At 68.0% G+C, this 22,869-nt stretch carries 13 protein-coding genes and 1 pseudogene; 7 read left to right on the top strand and 7 right to left on the bottom strand.

Annotation, left to right across the window (positions count from 1 at the left end; all coding sequences use genetic code 11):
* Window positions 1–184: 184 nt before the first annotated feature.
* The 3 genes from SPR02S_RS64460 to SPR02S_RS33085 all read left to right on the top strand — a co-directional run bounded on the left by SPR02S_RS64460 (window position 185) and on the right by SPR02S_RS33085 (window position 3,615).
* Window positions 185–1,087, top strand: a complete 903-nt coding sequence (locus tag SPR02S_RS64460; protein WP_019061320.1) for a hypothetical protein — start codon at window positions 185–187, stop codon at window positions 1,085–1,087.
* A 118-nt stretch (window positions 1,088–1,205) separates the two neighbouring features.
* Window positions 1,206–2,075 carry a DUF3558 family protein gene (locus tag SPR02S_RS33080; protein WP_019061321.1) on the top strand — a complete coding sequence of 290 codons (870 nt, stop codon included), beginning with the start codon at window positions 1,206–1,208 and terminating at the stop codon, window positions 2,073–2,075.
* A gap of 193 nt (window positions 2,076–2,268) precedes the next feature.
* Entirely contained in the window at window positions 2,269–3,615 is a 1,347-nt protein-coding gene (locus SPR02S_RS33085) for a DUF2637 domain-containing protein (protein ID WP_019061322.1), read from the top strand.
* 48 nt (window positions 3,616–3,663) lie between these two features.
* On the opposite strand, the gene lysS is transcribed toward SPR02S_RS33085, so the two are convergent.
* Window positions 3,664–5,406: a lysine--tRNA ligase gene (lysS, locus tag SPR02S_RS33090; RefSeq protein WP_026151079.1), complete on the bottom strand. Its 1,743-nt coding sequence runs from the start codon at window positions 5,404–5,406 to the stop codon at window positions 3,664–3,666.
* Window positions 5,407–5,661: 255 nt separating this feature from the next.
* On the opposite strand from lysS, the gene argS reads away from it, so the two are divergent.
* The gene (gene argS, locus SPR02S_RS33095) at window positions 5,662–7,431 is read left to right on the top strand and encodes an arginine--tRNA ligase (RefSeq protein ID WP_019061324.1); all 1,770 of its coding nucleotides are present in this window, start codon (window positions 5,662–5,664) and stop codon (window positions 7,429–7,431) included.
* 39 nt (window positions 7,432–7,470) lie between these two features.
* On the opposite strand, the gene SPR02S_RS33100 is transcribed toward argS, so the two are convergent.
* Both SPR02S_RS33100 and SPR02S_RS33105 read right to left on the bottom strand, forming a co-directional pair.
* A complete protein-coding gene (locus tag SPR02S_RS33100) occupies window positions 7,471–7,926 on the bottom strand; it encodes a hypothetical protein (RefSeq protein WP_019061325.1) in 456 nt (151 codons plus the stop codon).
* An 82-nt stretch (window positions 7,927–8,008) separates the two neighbouring features.
* A complete protein-coding gene (locus SPR02S_RS33105; protein ID WP_019061326.1) occupies window positions 8,009–8,479 on the bottom strand; it encodes a peptidoglycan-binding domain-containing protein in 471 nt (156 codons plus the stop codon).
* Between the two features lie 313 nt (window positions 8,480–8,792).
* Between SPR02S_RS33105 and SPR02S_RS33110 the strand changes: the two genes are divergently transcribed.
* Together SPR02S_RS33110 and SPR02S_RS33115 are read left to right on the top strand one after the other, a co-directional pair.
* A complete protein-coding gene (locus SPR02S_RS33110; RefSeq protein ID WP_026151080.1) occupies window positions 8,793–9,617 on the top strand; it encodes a helix-turn-helix domain-containing protein in 825 nt (274 codons plus the stop codon).
* Window positions 9,614–10,441, top strand: a complete 828-nt coding sequence (locus SPR02S_RS33115) for a helix-turn-helix domain-containing protein (protein ID WP_019061328.1) — start codon at window positions 9,614–9,616, stop codon at window positions 10,439–10,441. The genes SPR02S_RS33110 and SPR02S_RS33115 overlap by 4 nt, the downstream gene beginning before the upstream one ends.
* Here SPR02S_RS33115 and SPR02S_RS63355 read toward each other — a convergent pair.
* Window positions 10,438–10,629, bottom strand: coding sequence for a hypothetical protein (locus SPR02S_RS63355; RefSeq protein WP_158697905.1), 192 nt, complete (start codon window positions 10,627–10,629; stop codon window positions 10,438–10,440). The two genes, SPR02S_RS33115 and SPR02S_RS63355, sit on opposite strands and share 4 nt — an antisense overlap.
* A gap of 386 nt (window positions 10,630–11,015) precedes the next feature.
* Here SPR02S_RS63355 and SPR02S_RS66240 point away from each other — a divergent pair.
* Window positions 11,016–11,105, top strand: a pseudogene (locus tag SPR02S_RS66240) (IS5 family transposase); the annotation flags it as partial.
* Between the two features lie 752 nt (window positions 11,106–11,857).
* Here the strand turns inward: SPR02S_RS66240 and SPR02S_RS63365 are convergent.
* From SPR02S_RS63365 to SPR02S_RS33130, 3 genes are all read right to left on the bottom strand, one after another.
* Window positions 11,858–12,271: a hypothetical protein gene (locus SPR02S_RS63365; RefSeq protein WP_158697907.1), complete on the bottom strand. Its 414-nt coding sequence runs from the start codon at window positions 12,269–12,271 to the stop codon at window positions 11,858–11,860.
* Window positions 12,268–19,146: an RHS repeat-associated core domain-containing protein gene (locus SPR02S_RS33125; RefSeq protein WP_019061330.1), complete on the bottom strand. Its 6,879-nt coding sequence runs from the start codon at window positions 19,144–19,146 to the stop codon at window positions 12,268–12,270. The genes SPR02S_RS63365 and SPR02S_RS33125 overlap by 4 nt, the downstream gene beginning before the upstream one ends.
* A gap of 77 nt (window positions 19,147–19,223) precedes the next feature.
* Window positions 19,224–22,841: a LamG-like jellyroll fold domain-containing protein gene (locus SPR02S_RS33130; RefSeq protein WP_019061331.1), complete on the bottom strand. Its 3,618-nt coding sequence runs from the start codon at window positions 22,839–22,841 to the stop codon at window positions 19,224–19,226.
* Between the last annotated feature and the right edge of the window lie 28 nt (window positions 22,842–22,869).

The raw sequence follows: 22,869 nt of genomic DNA on the forward strand, positions 1-22,869 counted from the left end.
ACAGCTGTACGTGCGATAGACATTGTCTCCAGGGGGTCCCCCGGTGCGGCAAGCGATTAACCAGCGGGGACACTGGCAGACCCTGGATCGTTGAAGGGGTCGAGGGGCGCGGAACACAGCCGACACCCCCCACCCCGCAACCGTCCGAACACTCACCCGACACCCCGTCGAGAGGAGCCCGACCGTGCAGCGGAAGGCCTACGTACCCGGCACCGCCGCGCTCCTCGTGGCGCTGCTGGCCGGCTGCACGAGCGGCTCGGCCGACAGCGGTACGACGGACGACGCGAACCCGGGCGAGGCCGGTACGGCGACGGCGGTGGCCCAGCCCGGCAAGTACCGCACGCTTCCGGAGCCCTGCGGCGTGGTCGGCCACGGCACGCTGGACTCCCTGCTCCCCGGTATCAAGCAGATCACGGACGCGGAGCAGCGCGAGACGGCGTACGCGGGCGAGGCGACGCTGACGTACGACACGGACCGCAAGGTGGGCTGCCGGTGGAAGGTGGAGTCCACGGACGCGACCGACCATCTGCTGGTCGACTTCGAGCGGGTGGTGTCCTACGAGAACGCCGTGAGCGACGACAACCAGGCGCAGACGATCTTCGCGACGAAGCAGACGGCGGCGGATCTCCCGGAGCCGACGGCGAGCGCCACGGCGTCGGACTCCGCGTCGGGGTCGGACTCGGCATCGGCGTCCGGGGCCGGGGCCGGATCGGCGTCGGATTCCGCGACGCCCTCCAGTTCCGCCTCCGCCACCCCATCGTCCTCCGCCACCTCCTCGACCTCGTCCTCCACGTCCGCCTCCGGCTCGACCTCCGCCTCCTCTTCCGTCTCCGCCTCCCCCACCGGACTCCAGCCCCGCACCCTCTCCGATCTCGGCGACGAGGCGTTCCTCGACGACGCGTTGAGCAGTTCGGGTTCGACGGCGCGGCAGCGCACGGTGACTGTGGTGTTTCGCACGTCCAACGTGATTGTGACCATCGAGTACGAGGAGCAGCCGGCGACCGTCGGTGTCGTGCCGGACAGCCAGAAGATGCAGGACAGGGCGCGGAAACTGGCCGCGCAGCTGGCCGACTCGCTCAACGGTTAGGGCGTTCGGGAGGGCCGTTCGCGGGGTCCCGCAAAGCCCGTGAACGGAGACCGCACAGCTGACTCACCGCGTACCGTGGCCCCTCGGACCCGATCCGACGGCAGGAACCACGAGCGTCATGAGTGAAGGAACCATGCATCAACCAGCACAGCGAGAGCACAGTGACCAGCAGCGGGCGAAGCGTCTGAGCCGCCTCCTTGTCTGCGCGGCCGCCGTCCCGGTGATGCTGATCGCGGCCGGCTGCTCCTCGGACTCCGGCTCCGGCGACGGCGCGGGCAAGGAGACGGCGGGCCTCGGTGCGACGACTTCCGCCGACGCCACCGCCGCTCCGACGGTGCAGGCGGCGGCGTACAAGAAGCTGCCCGAGCCGTGTGCGGTGCTGTCGAAGAAGACGTTGACCGAACTGGTGCCGAAGGGCGCCAAGTCCGGCAAGGAGGGCACGTCCAGCGACGTTGCGTCGCGCGGCAGTTGCTCCTGGACGAGCCTGGACAACAACGGGGTCAAGGGTTCGCAGTTCCGCTGGCTGAACGTGTCGTTGCTGCGCTTCGACTCCTCGCAGACGCAGGGCGAGGGCGACAAGCTGGCCGCCGCGTACTACGCGAAGCAGGTGCAGGAGGCGCAGGCCGTCACCGGCGCGAAGAACGCCAAGTCGGCGCCGGTCGCGGGTGCGGGCGACGAGGCCACGGCGGTGCGCTACGACCTGAAGAAGAAGGAAGGCGCCTTCAAGCAGCAGACGGTGGTGGCGCGGGTCGAGAACGTGGTCGTCACGATCGACTACAACGGCGCGGGCCTCGCGGGCGAGAAGACGCCGAGCGCGGACACGCTGACGAAGGCGGCGGAGAAGGCCGTGAAGGAGGCGGTGGCGGCGGTCACGTCGGCCAACGGCACCGGAAGCGACACCGGCGCCTCCCCCTCTTCCCCGTCCTCCTCCTCGCCCTCCAAGACCGCGAGCGCCTCTCCTTCCCCGTCGGCCACGAAGAAGAGCTGACCGTCACATCCACATCACGTTCGGGCCTCAACTCGCAGGTCAATGAAGCGTTTTGACGGAGCCCGGCCCCTTCGCGGGCCGGGCTCCTGACAGACCGGCACCCAGGACGCCGCACACATGTGCCACCCTGTTGCGCGCAACAACATGTAAGGGGAGGGGAGTCCGGGTGTCCGCGCCCATTCAGCTCACACGTATGCACCGGGTGCTCATCGGCGTGGTGGTCTCCGGTGCGGTCGTCATCGCCGGTATCGGCTTCGCCGGTTCGTACGCCGCCGTGCGCGAACTCGCCCTGAAAAAGGGCTTCGGGAACTTCGCGTACGTCTTCCCGATCGGCATCGACGCGGGTATCTGCGTCCTGCTCGCCCTCGATCTGCTTCTGACCTGGATCAGGATCCCCTTCCCGCTGTTGCGTCAGACGGCGTGGCTGCTGACGGTCGCGACGATCGCGTTCAACGGCGCGGCGGCCTGGCCGGACCCGCTGGGTGTCGGCATGCACGCGGTGATCCCGATCCTGTTCGTGGTCTCCGTCGAGGCGGCCCGGCACGCGATCGGCCGGATCGCCGACATCACGGCCGACAAGCACATGGAGGGCGTCCGCCTCACCCGCTGGCTGCTCTCGCCCATCCCGACGTTCCTGCTCTGGCGCCGCATGAAGCTGTGGGAGCTGCGCTCCTACGAGCAGGTCATCAAGCTGGAGCAGGACCGCCTCGTCTACCAGGCCCGCCTGCACTCCCGCTTCGGCCGCGCCTGGCGCCGCAAGGCCCCGGTGGAGTCGATGATGCCGCTGCGCCTGGCCCGCTACGGCGTCCCCCTCGCGGAGACGGCCCCCTCGGGCCTGGCCGCGGCGGGCATCGAACCCGTACTGCTGCCCCCCGCCCCGCAGTTGGAGCCGGCTCGCGAGCCGGAGCAGCCGGCGGCACCGGCCGTCCAGAACGCCCCGGCACCGGTCCGCGAGCAGCTCCCCGCCGTCGAGGCGCACCAGCAGCCCGAGCAGCCGGCGGACCGCCCCGAGCCGCAGAGCCAGTGGCTCCAGGCGCGGGACCCGCAGACGGTGGCGTACCAGGGCGGCTACGACCCGACGTACGACCCGGACTCGGCCTACCGCCAGTGGTACGCGGAGCAGCAGCAGGCCGAGCAGTTCCAGCAGTACGAGGAGGAGCAGCAGCGGTTCGAACGGCAACAGCAGCCGTTCCCGCAGCAGCAGGCATTCCGGCAGGAGGAGGCGTTCCAGCAGCAGGAGGAGGAGCCCGCTCCGGCCCCTGAGCCCTCCATGGAGGACACCGGTACCTTCCAGATCCCGGCAGGTCCCGGTCGTATGCGGGAGATGGGAGCGGGGGGTGGCACGGAGCCGACCGACGAAGACTTCTTTCTCGTCTTCAAGAAGTCGATAAACGGCAGCGGCTACCCCACCTCGGGCCAGTTCAGGGACGACGTGGAAGCGACCTACGGCATCACGATCCCGTCACGCGACGCCGACCGGATGGTCAGCCGCTTCACCACCCGTCACGCAGCACAACTCGAAGAAGAACACATCGCCTGAAACGACCGAAGGGCCCTCGCAAGAGGGCCCTTCGTCGTTGCGGTGTTCCTACTCCCCCAGCAGCCTCCGCACCCGCTCCTGGCCCACCGCGAGCAGCAGCGTGGGCAGACGCGGCCCGGTGTCGCGACCGACCAGCAGGTGGTAGAGGAGGGCGAAGAACGTCCGCTGGGCGGTCTTGATCTCCGGCGGGAGTTCCTTGGCGGTCGCGTCGGCGGAGAAGCCGGCCTGGACCTTGGGGACGCCGTAGACGAGGTGGCTCAGGCCGTCCAGGGACCAGTGGTCGGCGAGGCCGTCGCGCAGCAGTCGTAGGGACTGCTGGGAGGGCTCGTCGAGGGACTTGAGGAGTTCCGTGTCGGGTTCCTCGCGTACGACGGTCCGCTGGTCGGCGGGGACGTGCGTGTTGATCCAGGCCTCGGCCTTGTCGAGCCGGGGGCGGACCTCGTCGAGGTTGGACAGCGGGTCGGCGGGGTCGAGTTCGCTGAGGATGCGCAGTGTCTGGTCCTCGGCTCCGGCGGTGATGTCGGCGACGGACGCGAGGGTCCGGTACGGCATCGGCCGGGGCGTGCGCGGGAGTTCACCGGCGGCGGTACGCACGGCACGGGAGTGCGCGGCGAGGTCGGCGGGCAGGGCTGCGCCCTCCGCGACCTTCCCGTCCAGCTTGTCCCACTCGTCGTAGAGGCGCTGGATCTCCTGGTCGAAGGCGATCTTGAAGGACTGGTTGGGGCGGCGGCGGGCGTAGAGCCAGCGCAGCAGCTGCGGTTCCATGATCTGGAGCGCGTCGGCCGGGGTGGGGACCCCGCCCTTGCTGCTGGACATCTTGGCCATGCCGCTGATCCCGACGAAGGCGTACATGGGCCCGATGGGCCGCTCGCCGCCGAAGATCCCGACGATCTGCCCGCCGACCTGGAACGAGGACCCCGGAGACGAGTGGTCGACACCGCTCGGCTCGAAGATGACGCCCTCGTAGGCCCAGCGCATCGGCCAGTCGACCTTCCAGACCAGCTTGCCGCGGTTGAACTCGCTGAGCAGGACGGTCTCGGTGAAGCCGTCCTCGGTGCAGACGTACGTCAGCTCGGTGGTGTCGTCGTCGTACGCCGTGACGGTGGTGAGGTCCTTGCCGCAGCTGCCGCAGAAGGGCTTGTACGGGAAGTACCCGGCGGAACCGGAGCTGCCGTCGTCCTCCTCGGCCGCGCCGGACCCCTCCTCGGCCTCCAACTCGGCGGCATCGACGGCCTTCTGCTGCTGCTTCTTCGGCGGGGCCTTCTTGGTGCGGTACTGCTCGAGGATCGCGTCGATGTCGCCGCGGTGCTTCATGGCGTGCAGGATCTGCTCGCGGTACACGCCGGAGGTGTACTGCGCGGTCTGGCTGATCCCGTCGAACTCCACGCCCAGCTCGGCGAGGGAGGCGACCATCGCGGCCTTGAAGTGCTCGGCCCAGTTCGGGTACGGCGATCCGGCCGGGGCGGGTACGGAGGTCAGCGGCTTCCCGATGTGCTCGGCCCAGCTGGCGTCCGTCCCCTCGACCCCGTTGGGCACCTTGCGGTAGCGGTCGTAGTCGTCCCAGGAGATGAGGTGCCGGACCTCGTGACCCCGGCGGCGGATCTCGTCGGCGACGAGGTGCGGGGTCATGACCTCGCGCAGATTGCCGAGGTGGATGGGGCCGGACGGGGACAGCCCGGACGCGACGACGACAGGTTTGCCGGGGGCCCGACGCTCCGACTCCTCGATGACCTCATCCGCGAAACGGGAGACCCAGTCGGTGGTCTCGGTGCTCTGAGCCACGATCGGCACGTCCTTCTTTCTGGCACGGGGCAGCCGGTACGGTCGCACGACTGACCGTTTCATTGTCCCAGCCAAGCCCACATCCACGAAAACGCCTTTTCCAAGCCCGTGACTGTGAGGCACCCCGGGGGCGGAGGCGTCTTTTAGGGGCGCGGGGAACTGCGCGACCAGCCCCCACCGGGCCCGCACCCGAAAAACTCGCTTTACCCCCCGTGGGATACTGACCGTGTCTACCAAACCCACGAGGAGAACGGCTCCCACCCCATGACCTCGGTCACGTCACTCACCGACCAAGTCCACCAGCACCTCGCGACCGCCCTCACGGCAACCCTGCCGGAGGCCGACGCGGACCCCCTGCTGCGACGGAGTGACCGTGCCGACTTCCAGGCGAACGGCATCCTCGCCCTCGCCAAGAAGGCCAAGGCCAACCCCCGGGACCTGGCGACCCAGGTCGTGGCGAACGTGGTCACCGGCGACGTGATCAAGGACATCGAGGTCTCCGGCCCCGGCTTCCTGAACGTGACGATCACCGACCGGGCGATCACCCGGAACCTCGCGGAGCGCTACGCCGACGACACGGATCGCCTCGGTGTCCCCCTCGCCGAACACCCCGGCACGACGGTCATCGACTACGCCCAGCCGAACGTGGCGAAGGAGATGCACGTCGGCCACCTCCGTTCCGCGGTGATCGGCGACGCCCTCGTCCAACTCCTGGAGTTCACCGGCGAGTCGGTGGTCCGGCGGCATCACATCGGCGACTGGGGAACGCAGTTCGGCATGCTGATCCAGTATCTGGACGAGCACCCGGGCGAGTTGGACCACGCCGACGCGGAGATCTCCGGCGAGGAGGCGATGTCGAACCTCGACCGCCTCTACAAGGCCGCGCGCAAACTCTTCGACTCCGACGAGGAGTTCAAGACGCGGGCCCGGCGCAGGGTCGTAGACCTCCAGGCCGGCGAACCCCAAACCCTCGCCGCCTGGCAGAAGTTCGTGGACGAGTCGAAGATCTACTTCTTCTCCGTCTTCGAGAAGCTGGACATGGAGATCCGGGACGCGGACATCGTCGGCGAGTCGGGTTACAACGACATGCTGGACGAGACGTGCCGCCTCCTGGAGGAGTCCGGGGTGGCGGAGATCTCGGAGGGCGCGCTGTGCGTGTTCTTCGACGAGATCAAGGGCCCGGACGGCAAGCGGACCCCGCTGATCGTCCGCAAGTCCGACGGCGGCTACGGCTACGCGGCGACGGACCTGTCGGCGATCAGGGACCGGGTCTTCAACCTGAAGGCGACGAGCCTCCTCTACGTCGTCGACGTGCGCCAGTCCCTGCACTTCAAGATGGTCTTCGAGACCGCGAAGCGGGCCGGCTGGCTCAACGACGACGTGACGGCGTACCAGTTGGCGTTCGGCACGATCCTCGGCAAGGACGGCAAGCCGTTCAAGACGCGTGAGGGTGTGTCGGTGAAGCTGGAGGACCTCCTCGACGAGGCGGTCCAGCGCGCCACCGCGGTCGTCCGGGACAAGGCCGAGAAGGTGGGCCTGACCGAGCAGGAGATCGTCGACAACGGCCGTGACGTCGGCATCGGCGCGGTGAAGTACGCCGACCTGTCGACGTCCGCCGTGCGGGACTACAAGTTCGACCTGGACCAGATGGTGTCGCTGAGCGGTGACACGTCGGTGTACCTCCAGTACGCGTACGCCCGGATCCAGTCGATCCTCCGAAAGGCGGGCGAGGCTCGGCCCTCAGCCCACCCGGAGCTCGAACTGGCCCCGGCGGAGCGGGCGTTGGGCCTGCACCTGGACCAGTTCAGCGAGGTGGTGGCGGAGGCGGCCAAGGAGTACGCCCCGCACAAGCTGACGGCGTACCTGTACCAACTGGCGTCCACGCTCACGACGTTCTACGACCAGTGCCACGTGCTGTCGCCCGACAACGCCCCGGAGGTCGTCGAGAACCGCCTGTTCCTGGTGGACTTGACGGCGCGGACGTTGCAGCGGGGGATGGCCCTGCTGGGCATCAGGACGCCCGAGCGCCTCTGAGACCGGTAACCGGCCCGTACCGTCCCGTGTCGAGCCGGATCAGCAGCCGGTGGAGTTGAGGTCCGAGAACGCTGCCTGGAACCGCAGTCCGGCGTCCCCGTCGACAGTGAGGCCGTAGCCGAAGAGGTTCAGGTAGCGCTGCAGCGGAACGAGCGTGTTGGTTGCGGGGTCTCCGTAGACGGGGCCGGCGCGGAGGCCCAGGTCGTTGAACATGGTCTGCGCCGCCCGCCAGCTCTCGGAGCCGAGAATCCCGTTGATCGGGCCGGGGTCGTAGCCGTTGTCGCGCAGTCGGCACTGCCAGTCCTTCGCCCGTTCCGTGCTCAGGCCAAAGTTGTTCGGCGGGATCGGGATGCCGATGGTCGGTGCGTTCACCGCCGGCTTGGCAGCGGGCGGGGATGCCGCGAAGCTCGTGCCCGCGGTCGCCAGGCTTCCCACGGAGAGCCCCACGACGGCGGTGACGCCCACCAGGGTCCGGGCCAGAACATTCGATCGCATGCGGGTGCCCTTTCGAGTCGCTGTTTCGACTGACGCGGCCGTGGCCCGTCCTCCCCGGGGAGGACGGGCCACGGTCTGTCGGTCAGCTTCCGTAGACGCTCACGCACCAGTTGGCGAAGGTCGCGAACGCCGCCTGGGTGCCGGAGCCCGCGATGCCATCGATCTTGCCCGTGTAGCCCCAGCCGTTGTCGCGCAGGAAGCGCTGGAGCGCGGATACCGTGCCGCCACCGACGATGCCGTCGATGTTGCCGGTGTAGCCGTGGTGCGCCTTCAGGAAACGCTGCATGGCCTGCCAGCTGTGGGTGCCGAGCTGCCCGTCGATCGTGTCGGTGTATTGGTAGTACTGCGCCAGCCAGTGCTGAACGCCCTTGGCCTGAGCGGTGCTCAGGCCAAGGTTGACCGTGTCCAGGATCTGGACAGGCTGCGTGACCGCGGCCGGCTTCGCGGTGTGCGTGGCCGCGAAGGCCCCGCTCGCGCCGGCCAGGCTGCCGGCGGCGAGGCCGACGACGGCGGTGACGCTGACGAGCGCCTTCGCCACAGTGTTGGATCGCATTGCTCCCCCTCGGGTCGCGATTCGGCGCCTGATGGTGTCGGCGCCGGGTGACGACACGACAATGCGGGCCAGACAACGAGGGCGGCCACAGTTGCCGCGAAAGTGACGGCCTCGCGGGACGTCACCTCCCAGGGCCTGCGGGGACGCGGTCCGCCGGGACGGCACGGCGGGACGGCTGTGGCGCGCGGTGGCCGGTTCCCGACCCGCGCGGGAACCTTTTGCCGCTGCACTCCGTGGACCCTCATGCACAATGCCACCGGGGACAGGGGCCGTTGACCGCGGATCCCCTGAAGTGAACGCGAGTGGGGGACACATGTCGCGTTGGAAGAAGCTGCCTGCACAACTCGACCCGTGTGCAAGACAGTTGGTGATCCGACTACGTCGGCTGAAGGACCACAGCGGGCTGAGCATCCGTCAGCTCGCGGCGAGAACGGGGTACAGCCCGAAGTCCTGGGAGCGCTACCTGGGCGGCCGGACTCTGCCGCCCCGAGAGGCCGTCGAGGCCCTGGCCCGGATCGCGGGCGACGACGATCCGACCCGGCTGCTCGCACTCCACGAGGTCGCGGCGGAGGGCTGGGGGTCCCCACAACACCGGGAGCCGGAGCCGGAGCCGGAGTCGGAGCCGGGCATGGAAGTCCTCTCGGCCGGAGCCGAGAACCCGGCCGCCCCGCACGGGCGTTCCCTGCTCATCGCCCTCGTGGCAGGCGCGGTGACCCTGGTGCTGGCCGTCTCCTCGGCGGTGCTCATCACCGTACGGATCATGAACGACAACAACGACGGCGACCACGACAACAACAGCGGCAGCGCTACGGCGGCCATGGCCCCGCTCGCCGCCCCGCCGGCGAGCCCCTCGCCGGCGCCGACGCAGCCGCCGTACACCTGCCGTCTGAAGCGTGTCGACGGTCTCTGGTACGCGGGCAACAGCCGCACCCGGGAGGACACCGTGGTGTACGGCAACGTCGGGGTGGAGGTGGCCGAGGCGCAGTGTCTGCTGCGTCGGGCGGGTTTCTCGCCGGGGGGCATCGACGGGGAGTTCGGTCCGCTGACCTTGGGCGCGGTCAAGACGCTCCAGAAGCACGCGGGGCTGCACGTGGACGGGATGGTCGGGCCGCACACCTGGAAAGTCCTCCGAGGATGAACCAACTGGACTCCTCTTTGCGGGAGTTGAAGACGCGCACCGGCCTGAGCCTGGCGGGCCTCGCCGCGAAGACGCCGTACAGCAAGTCGTCCTGGGAGCGCTACCTCAACGGCAAGACCCTGCCCCCGAGGGAGGCGGTGGAGGAGCTGTGCCGGCTCGCGGGGGAGCCGGAGGGCCGGTGCGTCGCGCTGTGGGAGATCGCGGAGGCGGAGACGAGCGGACGCGGCGTGTGGGAGGAGACACCACCGCCGCCACCGCCCGCTCCGGTACGGGTGCCGGTACCGGTGCCAGTACCGACGCCGAAGGTCACGGAATCCGGTCACCGGGGCGTGGCCGCGCTGGCCGCGCTCGGGTCCGTGTGTGCGGTGGCAGTGGCCGGTGTGGTGGTCGCCCTGCTGTTGCTCCCCCACCACCGCGAACCGCGCGCGTCCTCGACCACCGCCGTCGGGCAGTGGTGCCCCGGGTCGACCTGCTCGGGCAGAGACCCGCAGGCCATGCACTGCGCCGCCCAGGCGGACTCCCTGGGCATGTACGGGACGGCCACCGGGGCCTGGCTGCAACTGCGGCACAGCAGGGAGTGCAGGACGAGCTGGGTGCGGATGTGGGGCGCCCGGATCGGCGACCGCATCGAACTGACCGTGACCGGCCGGGCGGGCTCCGTCCGCCGCGCGGAGGTCACGACCTCCGAGGAGGCGAACACGTACATCTACACCCTCATGGCCGTGACCCGCCCCGGAACCGTCGTCCGGGCCTGCTTCCAGCCAGCGGCGAAAACGGGGGCGGCGGCGGGGAAGAGGGAGTGCTTTGACGGACGGGTGAACTAGCCTGGCAGGCCGAACCAAGAAGGGGCGAGGAGTTCCGCCGCCATCCTCGCCCAGTCGTCCTCGTCGTCCCACCAGCGACGATCCTCATACGAGGCACCGTCCCAGTCGAGAGCCGCGCTGAAGGTTGCGGCCAACCTGTTCAAGGTCACCGCTTCCAGTTCACGACTCGCGGCGAGATCCAGCCTCATGACCTGGTCCGTCTCGTCGGCATGCCGAGCAGTTGCGAATCCAGGGAGGAGGTCCGGGCGACTCCCGTAGGGATTTTCGACCATCATGTGTTCCGCCTCAACCACGGAGTGACGCTCGTACCGGGCCACCTGATAGCCCACTTGCGAACCGAAGCGCCCTTTCCTGTCATGACATTGATGTGCGTCCCCTTGGCGTCATCGACATCCAGCCGGAATTCCCTGTACTCTCCGCCGCTCTTTCCCGTGAACCCGGTCTTTCTTCCATAGATTTCCGTCGCAGCCTCAAAGCGGCCGATCATCGGCGACCTCGTCCCGGCGTCAAGACTACCCATTCCAAGGCGCCGGTTACGCACCGTGTGCTTCGAGCGCCGGCACGAGCGCCGTGGCCCGGCGGGCCTGAAGCCATGATCCACCTCCCAATGATCAACCTCATGATCCGCCGCCTCACCGCGGAATCCACCCCAAGCCGGCGCGGCGCACAAAACGCCCTCAACCCTGCAATCCGGGATGAAACAACGGGAGAAAACGACCTCGCAGAAGAGCTTCCGCTGCCCGCTGCGCCAAGCGCGAAATGGATCCAGCGTGGAAATCTCCGAAGAAGCCGCCTCCAAGCCGGACAAGAATTTCGAAATCAATTCTGTCAGCATGATTTCCATCCTGGAAGAATCGACGTATTCAACCTCAGGAGAGGGTTTCTAGGCAGTCGATGCCAGCCCGTCCAGCAGCTCCGGCAACTGCTCCATCAAGGTCGACATGTCATATGACACATCAAATCCCCCAGTCCTCACTGCCAAACCCTGCAATGTGGAACCTGCAGCCAATTTCCGACAAGATTCCACAGGCTCGCATCACAAGGTACTCGTACCCATCACTCTCCTCCAGAGGTTCGGAGGCCAGACTTGAAGCAGTGACTTCAGACGGACACGACAAGCTGAATTCGAAGGTCATTCCACATCGCTTTCAAACTTCACGAGATTTCACTTGCTTCCGGTTACGACGCCCGCCCGAACACTAGGTAGGCCGTCTTATATAGGCCACCGAGGCGGCACGCTCCGACGGCTATGAACCGCCACCCCGCGCCGCCTCCGTCCGCTGACGTTGCCGTCAACTACTGCCGTCACCCCACGCAGAAGCCCCGCCAGGGCGCACCCGGCAGGGCTTCCAATTTGCTGCACTACATAGCGCGGCATCTGCGTATCAGCCGGAAGGGCAGCGCGAAATCGGAATTCTATTCGATCTCGATCAAGTCGATGTGATATTCACGCCGCACGTCCTCTACAAAACGCCTCGCTCCACCCTTCACCATGCCCCGAGCCCACCAGAGTTCTTCTGGGATCCCAGGGAAAACGTCTGGAATCAGAAGTGCGCGAAACCTTGAATCGATCCCCTCTACGCTTGCACGCAGTTGGGACATCTCAGGGAATACCTGTAGCTCTACAGAAGTCAGAGCCCGCTCCAACGAATCCCTTGAGGTGAGGTCGTTGAAGTAATCTTCAGCATCATGCGGGTAACCCTGCTCGCAATCAACAACGAACCTCGACCACCGCCCCAGGAGCGCTTCAGGGGTGGTGTCCCGCCAGCGGCCCGACGCCTTGATGAAGCTGGAGAATGCCTCTCCGAAGTCGGCGATGTTTCGAGTCACCTGGCTGCTTCCCTTGCAAAATAGGCAGCTGGGTCATCTGGTCGGAAATAGGTCGTAATAATGTTCCCGTTCCTCATTCCAACTTTCCCGCTCGAGTCCATTCGGATAATTACTCCGTCAGTTCGAATAGCCTCACGGGCACCGGCCGGGCAAGTCTCCGAACACATCAGAGATTTCGCGTCGCCCACATAGTTGTCAAAACCCTTGTCGAGATCCTTGATGTCGTACTCGGGCATGTCTGGCGTACGCGTCGCCTGGCCGGCATCGTCAAGCCCCAGCACGTGCTTGTCGAAATGCTCGTCCGCCTTACCGGGCGCGAAGTTGCAGTTATGAACAAGTACCGGCGTGGCCCCCGCCACCACATAGTACGTGTGGAGTTCACCGACGGTGAGGTTGTGCACGGTGGCCGTCAGTACCGTCCACCGCTTGACCTCGGTGATCTCGACCCGCGTTCCCGCACTGGTGCTCAGCCAGGCACCGGACTCAAGGCCGGTTGCCTTAACCCACTTATGCAGTTCGGGAACCCAGAAGGGATGTCCATCGGTCGCGGTGACCGATGCCGTCTTGGCACCCTTCTTGCCGTCAGTGTCGATGGTGACCTTGACGAGGCGCTTGAGTCCCGTGCCCTTGATCTCAGCCGTGACAGTCTCGGCTTTGGTCTTGCCGGTATCCGGATCGGCGGCAAGGACCTTGTCGCCGATGTCGACGTCCTCGATCTTCTTCGTCGAGCCGTCGCCCATCAACACCTGCGTGTCAGGCGTGAAGCTGTTGCACTCCTTGACTGCGGCCTCGGCCGCTTCCGCCGCCTTCTTGCTCTTCTTCCAGTCCTTGAAGTCGTCCCAGAGCTTGTTGCCCAGCCCGACGATCCGCTTACCCAGCGCAAGCGCCTTGTCGGCGCGCCAGAAGTACTTCGCGAACAGCTTGCCCATCGGGCCGCCGCCGATCAGGGAACCCACCACGTTCGCCGCGGTCGCCCCGCAAGACCCCAGGCTCCCCGTGGTGAAGCAGTCCAGCGCGTCCGTGATCCCCAGCTCGTCGGCGATGATCTTGCCGAGTTCCTTGGCGATGGCGATCGCCTTCGCCTTGGCCGCGTCCTCCTTCTCGCGGGCCTCGTCCGCCTTCGCCTTGGCCGGCGTGTAGGTGGTTGTCGAGCCGGTGGTGCCCTGGTTCTTGGTGGACCCCTTGCTGGACGACCCCGCACTCCCGTACGCCGTGTCCCCGGTGTTCTGGCCGTAGCCGTCGCAGATGTCCTTCGGGCACAAGCCGCTCGGGTCGCTCAGGGTGACCGGGCTGTTGCTGGCGTACGCGTACCCGTTGATCTGCTGCGGGTCCGTGTAGTCGACCACCGGGTCCGCCGAGATGAACCGGCCGGTGTCCGCGTCGTACTCCCGCGCACCCAGTGTCGTCAGGCCCGTGGATGCCTGGATCGTGCCGCCCACGAAGCCCTTGTCGTTCACCCAACCCGTCGAGGAGGACGAAGAAGAGGACGACGACTCGTCCCTCGCGTTGCCGAACGGGTCCGTACGCCGCCGCGTCGTCGTGCCCGTCTTCGCGTCGACCGCCAGCTCCGCCGTGCCCTGGTGGTCCGAGGCGAGGAAGTGGACGCCGTCCGCCTCCCGCATCGCGACCGTCGCGCCGCCGAAGCTGTAGTACCGGGTGGCCGTGACCTTCGCGGTGGACTTGTCGTAGTGGAGTTCCATGCCGGGCAGGTAGAACGTCTTCTCCGTCGGCGCGTCCTGGAGAAGCCGCGCACCGGACGCGTCGTACTTGTACGACGTCACCGTCCCGTCGGCGTTCGTGACCGTGGTCAGCTCGCCCTGCTTGTCCCAGGCCAGCGACTGGGTGTCGCCGGACAGGACCCGCGTCGCCGTGTTGCCCGACGCGTCGTAGGTGTAGGTGTCCTGGGAGGTGACCTGCGGCGTCGTGGCCGTCGCGTCGGTCTTCGTCGTCACCGACGACACCGTGTGCGGGCCCGAGTCCGTGCCGTTGGGGCCGGAGCCGTCGCCGTAGATGTACGAACGGGTCGACGTCGCCGCGCCGTTGAGGCCGTGGCGGGTCTCGCTCTTGCGGTTGCCGAGCGGGTCGTAGCCGTACTCCGTCCAGAACGGCGAGACACCGCCGACCGTCGAGGAGGACGCGCCCGAGGAGCAGGCCGCTTCCGAACTGCCCGTGCCGCTCGCGCCGTTGGGCGTCACCGACGACGTCCAGGTGTCGGACAGCCGCTGGAGGCCGTCGTACGTGAAGCACTGCACGTCGCTCGTGCCGCCGGTCGGGGTGTCCGCGATCGAGAGGACGTTGCCGGAGGCGTCGTACGTGTAGTCGGCGTCGTAGGCGACGCTCGACGCGCCCTCCACGTCCACCCGCGAGTTGGTCAGGCGGTCCGTGCCCTGCTCGAAGGTGTTGGTGATCCACGTCTTCTTCGCCGTGGACTCACCGGTGTACAGCTCCAGTTGCTCCAGGTTCGACGTCGGCGAGTACGACGCGTCCGTTACGTAACTCAGGCCTCCCAGCGATGAGTTGAGACCCACCGGGCGCTGCAGGTCGTCGTAGACGTATCCCAGCGCCTCACCGGACAGGTCGGCCGCCGCGGGCAGGCCCTCGCCCTGGACCGAACCGTCGCGGTTGTACTGCGTCGTGTACTCGTAGGTGCCGCCGAGCTGCGGCTCGGCCGTCTTCGACAGGAAGTACTTCGTCGAGGTCGGCTTGAAGTCGTTCGTCTCGTCGAGGACCGGATAGGTCACCGACGAGTAGACCGCGCCGTCCTTGTACGTGTAGACGCCGTACAACTCGCCCTTGGCGACGGTGTCGTACTTGGTCACCGAGAGCTTGGTGCCGGTCGTCGCCTCGCCCTGCCAGGTCGAGACCGCGCGGCCCAGCTCGTCGTAGACCGTCGACGTCTTGTCGCCGTTGACCGTGACCGACGTCTGGCGGTCCAGATCGTCGTACGTGTACGACGACGCGCCCGTGTCGGGGTCGACCGCACTCTTCTTGCGGCCCAACTGGTCGTATTCGTAGGACCAGTTGTTGCCCTGGTCGTCCGTGACCTTCTTCAACTGGCCGGCCGCGTTGTAGCCGTACGACGTGGTGACCGCGTCGCCGTCCGTAGGGTACGCGATCTGAGTCGTCGTCAGATCCCGGCCGTTCGTGACCACCGTCGTCTTCGTGCCGCCCGCCGGCGGGGTCGTCGTGACCCGGTCGCCGCCGTACGCGTACGTCGTGCGGTACTTCTCCGTGCCCTGGACCTTGAAGATGGAGGCCGTGGCGCGGCCCGCGCCGTCGTACTGCGTGACCGTCGTCGCGTCCAGGTCGGCGAGGATCGGATCGAAGAGGGTGGAGGACGGAGCGCCCGACGTGTAGTAGGTGTCGTTCACCTGCACCACGCGGCCGGAGCCGTCGTAGAGCGTGTCGGCGACCATACGTCCGCCGCCCGCACCCTGCGTCTGCACCTGACGGGGCCTCAAGTAGCCGTCGTACAGCGACCATTCACTGCCGTACGTCGTTCCGTCGGCCTGGATCTTCTGCGTCTGAACCGCGGTCGGGCCGTCGTCACCGCGGACCAGGTACGCGTACTTGAGGGAGGCGGTGAAGCTCGACGCCTTGGGGCGGTCCGGGAGCCAGACCGACACCAGGCGGCCGAGACCGTCGTAGGCGAGGTCCGTGCGCTTGCCGTTCATGTCGACCTTGGCGGTCGCCAGGCCCCACTGCGGCGCGTACTCGGTCGAGGTGGTCCAGCCGTCGATGTTGGTGACCGCCGACTTGGTGGCCAGGCCGTAGGTGTCCGTGTAGGCGGTGGAGGACGTGTACTGCGTCGACGAGGACGCGGTGGTCGCGTCCTTCGCCACCAGCGGACGGCCGTAGTCGTCGTACGTCGTCACGGCGGTCGTCTGGTACGTCGCCGTCGTGCCGCTGTACGCCGAGAGCCGCTTCGTCGTGGTCACGTCGCCCTTGGTGGGGGCCGCGCCCAGCGTCGTCGAACCGTCGTAGTACGTCAGGTCGTCGGAGATGACGTCCTTGGTGCGGTCGGGGGTCGAGGAGCAGTCGACGCCGACCTTCTCCACCCGCGACACGTACGCGTACAGGTGCAGGCTCGCGCTGTCGGCGTACTCGGTGCGGGTGCACTGGTTGTCGGCGACACCGACCTCACCGTCGTCGTCGACCTGGGTCGCCCGGCCGGTCACGGTGTCGTACGACGTCGTCGACTTGGTGTGGCGCCAGCCGCCCACCGCGAGGGCCGTGTACGTGTCCGTCGAACTCGTCGCGACATAGCGGGACTTGCGGGCGCCCCAGCTCTCCGTCTGGGTGCCGGTCACGCTCGTCCACGGCACCGTCACCGACTTCTCGGTGACCGCGGAGCCGTTGTAGGTGATCGTCTCCAGTTCCTGGCCGGACTTCCAGTCGGAGTCGTCGTAGGAGACGCCGTTGGAGTCGGTGACCGTCGCCGAGCGGGCGTCGCCGTCCTTGTCGACGTCACCGTCGAGGCCGCGGAAGAAGACGTGCTCGGTCTTGGTGTTGGCGGCGGAGTTGGTGCCGTCGGAGGTGACGACGGTGACCTTGCCGTAGCCGCGCCAGTCGCTCCAGGTGCGGTCCTCGTCCTTGGTGATGCCGTCGGCCGGGTTCTTGCGCCAGCCCGCGTCACCGCCGTAGGTGTACGAGGTGACCTGGTCGGCGGTGTCGCCGGTGAGGTCGGTCTGGACGACCGAGGCGACCACGTACTTGTGGAACCAGTCGACGATCGTGTCCGTCGCGCCCGGCGGAACCCACTTCACCGGGAAACAGCGCTTGGTGGAGGAGTCCTCGGCCGGGACATTGCTCGTCGTGCACTGGCTGTCGGCGTAGTTGACGCTGAGCGCGCCGCCCGTCTCGTTGACCACGCCGGAGAGGCGGAAGCGGTAGAAGGGCTGGAGGTTGTCGCCGGTCGTGTCCACCCGGTTGGCGAGCTGGCTGCCGTACAACTCCACGGAGGGCACGGACACAGCGGTGCCGACCTTGCCCGTGTGGTCGATCTTGCTCAGCCACAGGGACTTGGAGCCGTCGCCGTTGTCGGTGAAGACGTGGGTGAGGCTCCACTCGTCGACCGGGGTGTAGGTCGCGTCACCGGTACGGATCTGCGTCGTGACCTTCGTCAGTTCCTTGCGGGTCCAGAACGTCGGGGAGTTCTGGCCGGGGCACTTCGTGTCGACCTTGCAGTTCTGGTCCCAGGGGACGTCCGGCCAGTCGGCGGCCGTGGAGTCCGTGAGCGCAGCTGCGGAGCAGTCCGTCAGGGAGCCGATGCAGCGCTCGGCCGTGGTGAAAACGACCTGCGCGGCCGGCTTGGTGGAGTACACCTTGCCCGCGCGCTGGCCGTAGTCGATGCGCTTGAGGTAGCCGCCGCGGATGTAGGCCTTGCCGTTCTCGGTGGTCTTCAGGCCCTGCGTGTAGTAGTTCGTCTCGGTGCCGTAGTAGTACGACATGACGTCACCGTGCGGGTCCACGACGTAGTCGAGGTTCCAACGCCAGGCCTGGGTGCAGTAGGCGTCGGCGAACGTCGCGTTGTAGCAGGGCTCGCCCGAGTCGTCGCCGTAGACGGGGGTCGTCCAGGTGGAGGCCGTCTTCTCGTTGCCGCTCGCGTAGCCGGGCAGTTGGTCGAGGCCGAAGAAGTACTGGGTGCCGTCGCCGGTGGTGATCTTCCAGTACTCGCCGTTGTTGTCGCCGTTGGTGGCGCCGGTCAGGTGCTCGACCTTGGAGTTGTCGTCGGAGCTGATCCGCCACGCGCCGGTCGTGTCGTCCTTGATCAGCTGGCCCGAGGTGCCGCCGGCGAGGGCGATCGTGGCGTTGTCGTACGCCCAGCACTGGTCGCCGTTGGTGTCGTCGTGGCCGTCGTCGGCGCAGGCCTTGTAGCTGCGCTCGATGTAGCCGGGGTCGTAGGTGAAGCCCTGGCCGATCCACGAGCCCTGGTTGTTCGTGGTCGCCGTCTGGCCGTCTATGGACTGGGAGTTGTAGCTCAGTCCGACGGTCGGCTGGAGGCCGCCGGGCACCGGAGGCGTCGTCAGCGGATAGCTCCACGTGAACGCGCCCGACGAGGTGTCCACACCCCACTGCGAGGACGCGGCCAGGCTCGTCGCCTTGTAGTCGCCGCCCCCGCCGCCGCTGCTCGCGGTGGCCGCGAGGACGGTGGCGGAGGAGTCGGCGGACGCCTCCAGCAGTTGGCTGGAGGGACCCGAGGTGTCGCCCGCCGCTTGGACCGTCGCCGAAAGCGTCTGCCGCGCCGCGTTGTTGCTGCTCTGCAGATACGTCGGGGTCGAGCACGCCTTCTTCTCGGGCGTGGTCAGGACGCACTCGGGATACTGGACGAGCTGGAGGCGTGAGCCGTAGCCGCCGCCGTAGGCGTCCGCGAAGTCCGAGTAGTCCAGGGCGACTTGGGCCGCACCCTGCGCCGCGTCCCCGTCGCTGCGGGCCACGGTGAACAGGACGCCGTCGACGCCCGCCGCCTCGGTCGCCTTACGGCCGAGGACCTGGACGCGGACGGAGTCGGCCGCCTTCGTGCCGCCGGCCGCCTTCGCGGTGAGCGGCAGCCCCTTGGCCTTGGCCGCCTTGCCGGACAGGGTGAGGTCCGCGCTGCCCGCTGCCGGCCAGTGCGTGGTGTCGGCCTTCTTGACGGCCGCCTTCTTCGCCTGGTCGGTCTTCTTGAAGGTCTTGGCCGTGGCGTTCTCGCCCCGGACCGGGTCGTCGAGGTTCGTCTGGGTCTTCGGCTTGGTCAGGCCCGTGTCGGCCGTGGCCTCGGGCACGTACTGCGGGAGCAGACCGATGGACAGCGCCAGTCCGAGGACCAGCGCCGCCCGTCTGCGACCGCTCCGCCAGACCGGTCGCGTGGACCGGTACCAGGGAGACTGGGACATCAACTCTCCTAGTTGATAAAGGGGAACGGCCGGTCAGGCCAAAGGCTTTGTCGGTTCAGGCCGAGGTCAAGGTCGGTTCAGGACGAGGACTCGTCGATGCTGTCGCCGCCCGGCAGCACCGCCACGAGCGCAACCAGCGAGGCGTCCAACGGCCCCTGGTACATGCGGACTTCGTCGACCGCGCCGGAGAAGTACTCGCTCGCCGTCGTCCCGGTCAGCGTCCGGCCGACCTGGAGGCTCGTCGTGCTGAAGTCCCAGGTGTTGTCCCAGGAGGCGTCGGCCACGGCGGTGCCGTTGACGTACAGGAGCGCGTCCCCGAAGACCGCGTTGTAGACCAGCGAGAGGTGGTCGCCGTCGCCCTCCGAACTCGGCGGGTCGACGTTGTCGAGCAGCGACGTGGTCACCGGGGTCGCCGAGTCGGCGGAGGTCACCACGAGCTGCCAACGGGCGCTGGCGGCAACATACTTGACCTTGATCGCACTGCCGTTGACACCGGTCAGTGACAGCACCGTCTCGTCCGCCGTCGGGCTGGCCGAGGCGAGCCGGGCGCGGGCGGTCACGGTGAAGCTGTCCTGCGCGGCGAACGGTCCGGTCGCCGCGCGGGTGGCGTAGGCGGAGGTGCCGTTGAGGGCCAAGTGCCCGTCGCCCCACAGGGGTTCGGCCGGCGGCAGGCAGTCGGGGTCGGCCTCCGGGTCGCAGGAGTCGTCGGGCTGGTAGACGGAGGCGCCGCCGCCCAGTGTCAGTCCGGTACCGCCGGCCGTCTCCGGCGAGACTCCTGCGGTGGCCGAGTCGAGCTGCCAGTAGGCGAGTTGGTGCGGCTGGATGCCGCCGAGCGCCTGGCCCTCGGTGGGCGGGATGACCCGGTCGTGCAGCTTGACGTCGGCGACGCTGCCCTTGAGCTGGTTGGTGTAGCCGTCGAGGGCGAGCTTGCGGCCGATCTGCACACCGCCGGTCGCGCTCCACGTGGTGTGGCGGGCCTGCACGTCGTCGGCGACGAGGACGCCGTTGACGTACAGCATCATCTTGCCGAGTTCGGCGTCGTACACCCCGATGAGATGGGTCCAACTCCCGGCGACGGCCGCGGCCCCCGAGACCTTCCAGGTGCCGAGCGACTCCATGTCGCTGACGGGGATGCGGAAGGTCCAGGACGCGGTATCGACGTCGTAGCCGAGGTCGAAGCCGGGCTCGGCGGTGCCGTCCTGGCTGACCACGGTGGCGTTCGAGGTGGGCAGCGTGGGCAGCATGACCCAGGCGCTCACGGAGAAGGTCTTGCCGGTGTCGACGCCGGCCGTGCCGGAGTCCAGGTAGGCGTTCTCGGTGCCGTCGAAGGAGGCGGCGGTGTCGGTGGAGCCGAGCGGGCCCGCCGCGCCGAAGGTCACTCCGGAGCCGGCACTCGCGTCCGGGGTGTCGCTGCTGCCCGCCGCCTTCGTCGACCCCTTGGCGTCGCCGAGGGTCCAGCCGGCCACGGGCGCGCGGCCGTCACTGACCAGGAAGATATGGACAGTTGGCGTCTTCTGCGCGTTGCCCGCGCCGTCGACCGCGGTCACGTGCAGGGCGTACGTGCCCTCGCTCGGCGGCATCCAGCGGACGGTCGCCGGACCGCCGGTGGACTCGGCGGCCACCGTCTTCTTCGTGTTGTCGGCCTTCGGTCCGGTGAAGTAGTACGAGTACGCCGTCACGTCGGTCGACGGCGAGTCCATGGTGAAGTTCCCGTAGTCGCCGACGCCCGCGTGCCAGGCCTCGTCGTCCGGGTACGCGGCCGAGGTGATCGCGGCCGAGGCGGGCTTGCTGGTGTCGTAGATGAACTCGCAGCGGGTCTGGTCCCCGTCGGTGGACCAGGCGCCGTACGACTGCTGGTCGTAACCGCGCACCGCCCAGGCGATGGTGGTGTTCGCCGGAATGGTGAAGCCCGCCTCGCCGTCGCCCGAGACATCGCTGCCGATGGTGTAGAAGAACGTGGCCACGCCGGTCTGTTCACTCCAACTGGAGTCCACCGTGGTCTTCTTGGCCGTCATCGCGTAGTGCGTGACCGTGGTGGAGCCCACTGTCCAGGTGACCTTGAACTGGGCTTGCAGGGTCTCCGAGTTGGAGCCGGTGTCGCCGTGGTCGTAGTCCCGGATCACCGCGGTGACCCGCGGGGCCTGGGTCACGTAGTGCTCGGTGGCACTGCCGTACTCGCACGAACCGCCCGGCTTCATCTGCAGGTCGTCCTGGGCAGGCTCCAACGGCGGCCGGTTGTACGTGACTTCGAGGTGCGCGTTGCCGCAGAAGCGGCGCCAGTACGAGGTGTCGGACTCGACTCCGGCCTTGAGACGGAACGTGGTGGTGTCCCAGCCCTTGTCGGCCGCGGTCTGTACGGTGCTCGTCGCGTCGAAGCGGACGTTCTGGTTGGTCGAGGTGCAGGAGCCGGCCGTCTGCGTGGTCGACTGGGTGTCGACCACCGCCTTCGACGAGGGCTGGTTCGCCCAGTCCGTCGACGAGTTGATCGCGCTGGCGCCCGTGCTGTTGACGCGGGCCAGCTGCACATCGCGGGCCGAGGAGCTGTAGGTGAACACCTGCGTCACCGCGAACTCCGCGCTGATGATGTCCTTGTCCGCGAAGCTGCCGGTCGGGATCGCGAAGAACTGCCGCTTCACGTCGGAGGAACTGGAGCAGCGCGCCGAGACGTTGGACGGGCAGAGGCCGACGCCTTCGTCGTCGTCGAACTTCCAGAACGAGTCGCTCGGGGAGTCCGAGGACACCATGGTCCAGCTGGAGCGGTTGGCGGTCTTGATCACCGGGTCGATGTAGACCGGGTAGACCGTGTCGTCGTCGGCGAGCAGACCGGCGTCGGGGGTGAGCGTCATCGTGTCGGACGTGACATCCACGGCGACGTCGGCGACCTGGGCGCCCTCGGGCGGCGTCTGCGTGACCTCCTCGGCGGCGGGCTGCTGCGCCGTGCCGTGACTGGAGTCCCACATCAACGGCCGGGGTGCCTCGAACACGGCGCCCCCGGCCCCGGTGTCGGTGGCTTCCAGCCCGCCACCCTCGGTCTCCGCCAGGTCCAACGACGTTGCATCGAACGGGAGTTGGAGCTTCCGAAGCTCAGAACCGGCCGCCGCCTCGGCGTTCTTGACCACGAGCACGTGCGAGAAACCCTCGGCGCTCGCGGTGACCTTGAGGTCGACTCCGTCCAGGACGTTCTTGTACGTCGCGGTCGAACCGTCGATCGTCGGCTCGGGCAGTTTCCCGGGCCAGTCGAGGGAGAGCGAACGCCCGTCCTTCTCGATCTCGGCGAACGTCGTGTCACCGCCCCCGGAGAACGCCATCGCGGACAGCGCGGCCTTCGGGGCGTAGGTCCCGTTCTTCCGCTTGACCAGCGTGGTGTCGATGTCCGTCCACTTGCCGTCGACGCGGGTGCGGACCGGCTGGACGTACTCGGTGGTCGTGAAGGTGCCGTCGGGGTTGGCGACGGTGGTGCTGCGCTCGTCGCGCAGGCTCTGGATCTCGACAGCCTTGCCGGACTTCCTGGCCTTGGTCTGGGCGGCGGTCGCGGAAAGGGACGTGGTGGTGCTCGCGTCGGTGCCGCTCGCGTCGGCCGCTGCCGTGTGCTCGGCGGCGGGGGCGGGGAGGGCGTTCAGGCCCGGGGTCAGCAGGGCCGCGATGGCGGCGGTGACGATCAGGGGGCGGCGGCCGGGTCTTCTACGCGTGCTCATTGCGCTCTGCTCTCTTCTCTTCCGTCCT

This window comes from Streptomyces prunicolor NBRC 13075, assembly GCF_000367365.1.
Taxonomy (GTDB): Bacteria; Actinomycetota; Actinomycetes; order Streptomycetales; family Streptomycetaceae; genus Streptomyces; species Streptomyces prunicolor.

What these genes read in the sequence shown, in the direction of transcription:
- argS (WP_019061324.1), top strand. Translation starts at nt 5,662, where the DNA reads ATGACCTCGGTCACGTCACTCACCGACCAAGTCCACCAGCACCTCGCG.
- SPR02S_RS33130 (WP_019061331.1), bottom strand. Translation starts at nt 22,841, where the DNA reads ATGAGCACGCGTAGAAGACCCGGCCGCCGCCCCCTGATCGTCACCGCC.
- SPR02S_RS33105 (WP_019061326.1), bottom strand. Translation starts at nt 8,479, where the DNA reads ATGCGATCCAACACTGTGGCGAAGGCGCTCGTCAGCGTCACCGCCGTC.
- SPR02S_RS63355 (WP_158697905.1), bottom strand. Translation starts at nt 10,629, where the DNA reads ATGAGGCTGGATCTCGCCGCGAGTCGTGAACTGGAAGCGGTGACCTTG.
- SPR02S_RS33085 (WP_019061322.1), top strand. Translation starts at nt 2,269, where the DNA reads ATGCACCGGGTGCTCATCGGCGTGGTGGTCTCCGGTGCGGTCGTCATC.
- SPR02S_RS33080 (WP_019061321.1), top strand. Translation starts at nt 1,206, where the DNA reads ATGAGTGAAGGAACCATGCATCAACCAGCACAGCGAGAGCACAGTGAC.
- SPR02S_RS33110 (WP_026151080.1), top strand. Translation starts at nt 8,793, where the DNA reads ATGTCGCGTTGGAAGAAGCTGCCTGCACAACTCGACCCGTGTGCAAGA.
- SPR02S_RS33115 (WP_019061328.1), top strand. Translation starts at nt 9,614, where the DNA reads ATGAACCAACTGGACTCCTCTTTGCGGGAGTTGAAGACGCGCACCGGC.
- SPR02S_RS33125 (WP_019061330.1), bottom strand. Translation starts at nt 19,146, where the DNA reads ATGTCCCAGTCTCCCTGGTACCGGTCCACGCGACCGGTCTGGCGGAGC.
- SPR02S_RS33100 (WP_019061325.1), bottom strand. Translation starts at nt 7,926, where the DNA reads ATGCGATCGAATGTTCTGGCCCGGACCCTGGTGGGCGTCACCGCCGTC.